Source organism: Dietzia sp. UCD-THP, assembly GCF_000349585.1.
Classification (GTDB): Bacteria; Actinomycetota; Actinomycetes; order Mycobacteriales; family Mycobacteriaceae; genus Dietzia; species Dietzia natronolimnaea_A.
This window is the reverse complement of record NZ_KB714666.1, coordinates 1-5,157: the sequence shown is the minus strand read 5'-3', so window position 1 is coordinate 5,157 and position 5,157 is coordinate 1. Positions and strand designations below refer to the sequence as shown.

Genomic DNA, 5,157 nt, shown 5'->3' with positions numbered 1-5,157 from the left:
CGCGGCTGTCAGCGCGAGCGCGAGGACCATCGCGGCGGCCACGCCGCGCCTGCGATTACTCTGCATTGCCCGTCTCCTGCTTCTGCTCGTCCAGTACGACGCGCATCACCTTGGCCGGCTGCTCCCACAGCTCGTACTCTCCCACGGGAACACCGAACGTCTGAGCTTCGTACTGCATGTCCTTACCGTCCTTGACACCGGAATAGATCGACACGTGGTGGAACTCCCCGGTGCCGTAGAACAACAGGTCGCCGGGCTGGGCGTCGTCCCACGCAACCTCAGTGAGCTGGCTATCGCGTCCTTGGGTGTCCGCTGTCCGGGGTAGCTCGATCTGACCGGCTGTTGCCGTGTAGACGGCGTACTGGGTCAGCCCTGAGCAGTCGTAGCCGCCCCCGGTCGGCCCCTGGGTGTTTCCGCCGCCCCACACGTAGGGCAGGCCGAATCCGGTGCGAGCTGCCGCCAGGATGCGGCGCCCCAGGTCCCCGTCCACTGGAACGTCCCCAAGGTCGCCGCCGCCAGGAGCGCAAGCGTCCGCCCCAGCGGCGAGGCTGCCTGCCGCATTGCCCGACAGGCGCTCGTAGTACTCGACGGCTTCGGTTTCACGCTGCGCGTACTTGCCGCGGTACTGGGCTGCCGGACGCTCTACGTCGGCGGCGATCTGCCCAACCGACTCGTGAGGCACTCCTGCGGCGGTGTCGTAGTACCAGTTGATCTGCTGCGCCGGGTCCATCAAACCTTCGATGCCGCCGGCCTGGTCAGCCCAGACGGAGGCGCGTTGCTGAAAGAGGTTCACACTGTCGTAGTCACCGGGTGCAACACCGTCGTTGGGGTAGTTCTTCGACTCGGGCACTGCCTCGGAGGCGAGGTTGTGCAAGTCGCTCTCGACCAGCCCGGCCGCGATTGCCGACACGATGACTATTTCGTCCTCGCCGCGCTGCTGACCAACGTCGATGATCTGCGACGCGCGGAGGTCACGAATCGTTTGTGCGTCCGCTCCGCTGGTGTCGGTGCCGTCCTCGACGGTCCCTGGCGCGGGCGCCCTCGGTTGCCCACTGTCGCCGGTGCCGGCGCCACTAAGGGCACGTTCGACCCACGGCGCAGGGTCGAGGGGTGTACCGCCCGAGAGGCGGTTCCCCTCGTGGACCTCAAAGTGCAGGTGCGGGCCGGTGGACTGACCAGCGTTGCCAACACGAGCGATGTGGTCCCCGGCGGCAACAGTGTCACCCTCAGACACCAGCACCCCGCCCGGCTCCATGTGACCATAGACGGTGCTCATCTCCGCGCCGTCTATCTCGTGCAGAAGCACGATCCAGCCACCAAAGCCCTGTACGCCGGAGTCCGCCGCGGCGATCACAACTCCGTCGGCGAACGCGTAGATGGGGGCACCGTGTGGAGGCGCGAAGTCGATCCCGTTATGGTTGGCTCCCCACCGGGGACCGAACCCTGAGGTGACCGGCGCATCCTCACTAACCGGGTAGGCCAGCCCCTCGGAGGTCGTGGGTCCGCCGCCGCCCCGGCTGCCGGACCCCGGCAGGCACGGGTCCTCGCTATCCAGCCACAGGATCAGGAACAGTGCCAGTACGACCAGAATCGCTACGATCTTCTTTCGGTGCCGGACAATGAATCCGGTAGCTGCGATCATCAATTACTTCTTGAGACGAGCGCTCGTGTCATGAATCCCGGTGTCCATTTCAGACTCGGGCAGATGCACGCGGAACGGGATACCGGGTGCGGAATCAGACTCGGAGGTCTTCAGGATGAAACACCCCAGTCCCGATAGATTCTGCGTGTCACCGGACACGAACTCTTCACCGGGTAGCGGCGTCTCCGACCACTCTTGTAGCAGCGCTTCCTCAGTCTCGGTGAAGTTGATGATGCCCCGCATTTCCTCGATTTCGTTCTGAGTGACTGGGCCGATGAACTTCGCCCGACAACGCTCGATGAACCCTGTAGCGCGACCTTGGTTCGAGTCTCCGCCAGCCACTCTCTTGAAATCCCTGACACTGTGCGTAATCAGAGTCAACACAACACCGGTAGAGCGGTTGGTTCGAGTTACCCGGTCGATATATGACACGGCGTGCTCCGGGCTGGCCTCCAAGAGCTGCCACAGCTCATCTCCGATGAGGTCAAATACAACCTTGTCGTGAATCCCGTTGTCGGAGAGCACATGGTGTCCCTCAATGGCCGCGAAGGCGTTCTGCCAGGAGATGAGCATGACTGCCGCGCGAAGCACGGCGTTGTTCGCGGGAACGGCCGAAACGTCGATGTCAATGCAGGGGGCATCGAGATTGATCGGGTCGGTGGTCTGGCCGTTAAACAGGCTTCCCATAGGGCCGTCGATGATTGCTTTCAGGCTGCGCCGAACGTCGCGGGTCTCAGCCTGATAGTCCTCGTCATTGGTGACGCTCACCGCGTCCATGAGGCCGTGGCCGCCGGCCTCGATCACGGCGAGCAGATCAGCAATGATCGGTGGTTCGTCCCGGTCCTGGGAGGCGAGCAGGTCGAGCGCCGCGGATAGGAGTGAAGACTCAAAATCGCGCACGCTGTCGCGGCGCAGAAGCTCGATGACAATGGTCAGATTGAGCAGGGTGCGCCGCTTGATTTCCTCGGACAGCACCGCGTGTGGCTCCGGCAGGTGGGCAATACGGGCGAGGGCTTCACCAAGCGATCCGGGATCGAGCAGATTGATAGTCGACCGGCCGTAACCGGCCGAAATAACCTGCCCGTCGAACTTAAGGGTTAGCGCTCGATAGTCCGGCTTGCAGTCAGACATGAAAATGACGCGCCGCCCGCGGCTGACGGCGTAGGTCGCCATGCGGCGCACCAGCGAGGACTTCCCGTAGCCGTTGAGGCCGAGAACGATTTGAGTCGGCGCCGACATAAGGTTTGCGCGGAACCAGTCGAGCGCGTCGAAGTAGAACGGCCGCCCATGAAGGTAGTGCTGACCAATCGGCCCGCCGAGCTGCGGTGATCCACCACCCACAGACCACGGCCACAAACCCTGCACCTGCTTGGTTGTGCCCTGAATCTCCGGGAGTCGAGTGTCAGACAGGCACTGCCCGCCGCCGATGATGGGCCGCCCGTGCGAATAGACCTGGGAGTCCCCGCCGAGGGTCTTGGTGTCCTCGATCGCGTTGAGCGCAACCAGGCGCCGCTTCCAGAGCGACGACCAGATAGGCACCTTCGACTCGGCGCGCTGTTCCAGAATCGCGCGGGCTTGCTCCAGCTCGTCGGGAGTCATCTGCTTAGAGGGCATTGGACAGCACTCCATCTCCGCCGCGCTCGAGAAGCACCCCGAGTCCGAGGCCGCTCGCGAACGTGGCGCTGTGGTGGTAAGTGGTCGGCCGCATGTGCAGCGACGCGGCACGGCCCATGCCGCCGATGAGAATGTCGGTGGCGTCCTGGTCCGAGTCCAACGGCACGGTGACGGTGACGATGATTCCGGTACGCACGTAGCCGTGGCCGGCCTGAATCTCTGACCGGGATTGCTCGACCGCCGCGAGCCGGACCTGATCGGCAGGGTCCTCCTGGCCGCGCTTTGTACGTCGGGCGGCGCGTACGGCGTCCCGGTGGTCGGCATCAACTCGCGCTCGCGCTTCACCACGCTCATACGGTCGGTAGGTCATGCACACTCGCTTGAGCGGAAGATCGAAATTGCCCTCTAGAACAGGGCGTAGCACTTGCTCGATAAAGCCATCGGTGGGAAAGCGGAACGCTGTGTAGTTGGTAGACACGAACTCGTCGTGGATGAATCCGCGTGGCTGCTCTTCGGCACTGGTGGGTCCGACCTCAGAGAAATCGAGGCTCGCGCGCTGATCGTCCTCGGCGCTGGCGAGGTCAAGTTGTAGCGCATCGGTGGGGCTGTAGGCCCGGCGCACGAACTCCGCGATCTGATCGTGGCCCATCAGTCGCGGGGTCAGCCCCGCGGACTCCAACCCCGGCAACAAGGTCCGAATCTGCTTGGCGACCTCGCCGGCGCAGGTGTCCCAGTCGCGGCCGCGCTGCGCGAACACCACGGCGAGCCGGTGCCGCATTGCGAGCCGCCCCTGTGGCAACTCTTGCGCGGCCTGGTTGATGATGTCGCGCGCGAGCCACGGAGCGTTCGGGTCCTCGGTGCGTTCGAGGTGAACCTGCCCGGACACGCCGGGATCAGGGTAAGTCTCGGTGACCGCCTGCGCGGCCTCACAGTCCGCGATCTGACCCATATCGCGCAGGAAGATTCCCCATGAGTTGACATAGGTGTCGATGGTCGATTGCGACACCGCCTCATCCCCCTTGGAGGACACCGAGAACACCACCGTCAATGTCTTCTGTGCCGGGTTGGCAATTGCGGCGTAAGTGCGGTCGCCGGGGACCGGCAGGTCAACAAGTTTGACGCTGGCTAGCATCCCCGGGGGCTGGAACGTGCGGAGAGTTCCTGGCCGGTAGACGTTGCGCTTCCGCGCGCGGAGGTAAGTGAACATGATCCGGTCTTTCATCTGCGTAGAAAGCGATTCCCGGTTCGGAGTCGCCCGCGTGAGAAACAGCGCGACGGCACCAGCGAGACCGACGGCTATCGCCAGTGGGAAAGCATTGAGGATTGAACCAATGGTGATGACCGCGGCGAGCAACACCAGCGCGAGCAGGGACGCCACCGGCCCGAGACCAAAGAAGAAGCCCGTTCGCTGTCGCTCTGTGAGGTTGCCGTACACGCCGGGGCTGCTCATCGTCCGTTCCTCCTAGTGCCGGTGATGTTGTGGCCTCCGGTGGGTCGAACCGGCTCCTTCCGGTACATCGACCAGTCCTCGCCTAGCCGCTGACGCTGCTGTGTGGCCTCGGTGGTCCTGGACTGACGGGCGGTGTCGGCCGCCGAGTCGGCACCGGGCACGCTGCGCTTACCCGCGCCCCCTTGGCCTGCCTGCGCCGGCTGTTCGGGCTTCTCGCCGCCCGCCTTGCGGCCGCCTGTCTGGCCTCCGCTCGTGGCCTTCTGTCCGGGGCCAGTCGCGCGCGGCTGCGCGGTTGGTGACCGTCGGGCGGCCGGCTGGTGCGCCGAGGCGCGGCGGCCACTACCGCCGCCGGGGCCGCCCGCTGAGCGGCCACCGCCGCCGCCAGCTCCACCGCCAACACCACCGCCGCCGAAACCACCGGGTCCGCCGACAAAGCCGCCTCCTCCGCCAC

Annotated in this window: 3 protein-coding genes; all 3 read right to left on the bottom strand. The window is 65.0% G+C overall.

The window, feature by feature from the left end:
* Positions 1-55: 55 nt before the first annotated feature.
* From H483_RS0120250 to H483_RS37090, 3 genes are read right to left on the bottom strand one after another with little or no spacing between them, the layout of a single operon-like run.
* Complete coding sequence (locus tag H483_RS0120250) at positions 56-1,642, bottom strand: peptidoglycan DD-metalloendopeptidase family protein (protein WP_017838465.1); 1,587 nt, start codon at positions 1,640-1,642, stop codon at positions 56-58.
* A gap of 3 nt (positions 1,643-1,645) precedes the next feature.
* On the bottom strand, positions 1,646-3,256 hold the full coding sequence (locus H483_RS37095) for a hypothetical protein (protein ID WP_052308397.1): 1,611 nt from the start codon (positions 3,254-3,256) through the stop codon (positions 1,646-1,648).
* Positions 3,246-4,706 (bottom strand): SCO6880 family protein, encoded by a 1,461-nt coding sequence (locus H483_RS37090; RefSeq protein ID WP_017838463.1) that lies wholly within the window; start codon positions 4,704-4,706, stop codon positions 3,246-3,248. Before H483_RS37090 ends, H483_RS37095 begins: the two co-directional genes overlap by 11 nt.
* Positions 4,707-5,157: the final 451 nt, after the last annotated feature.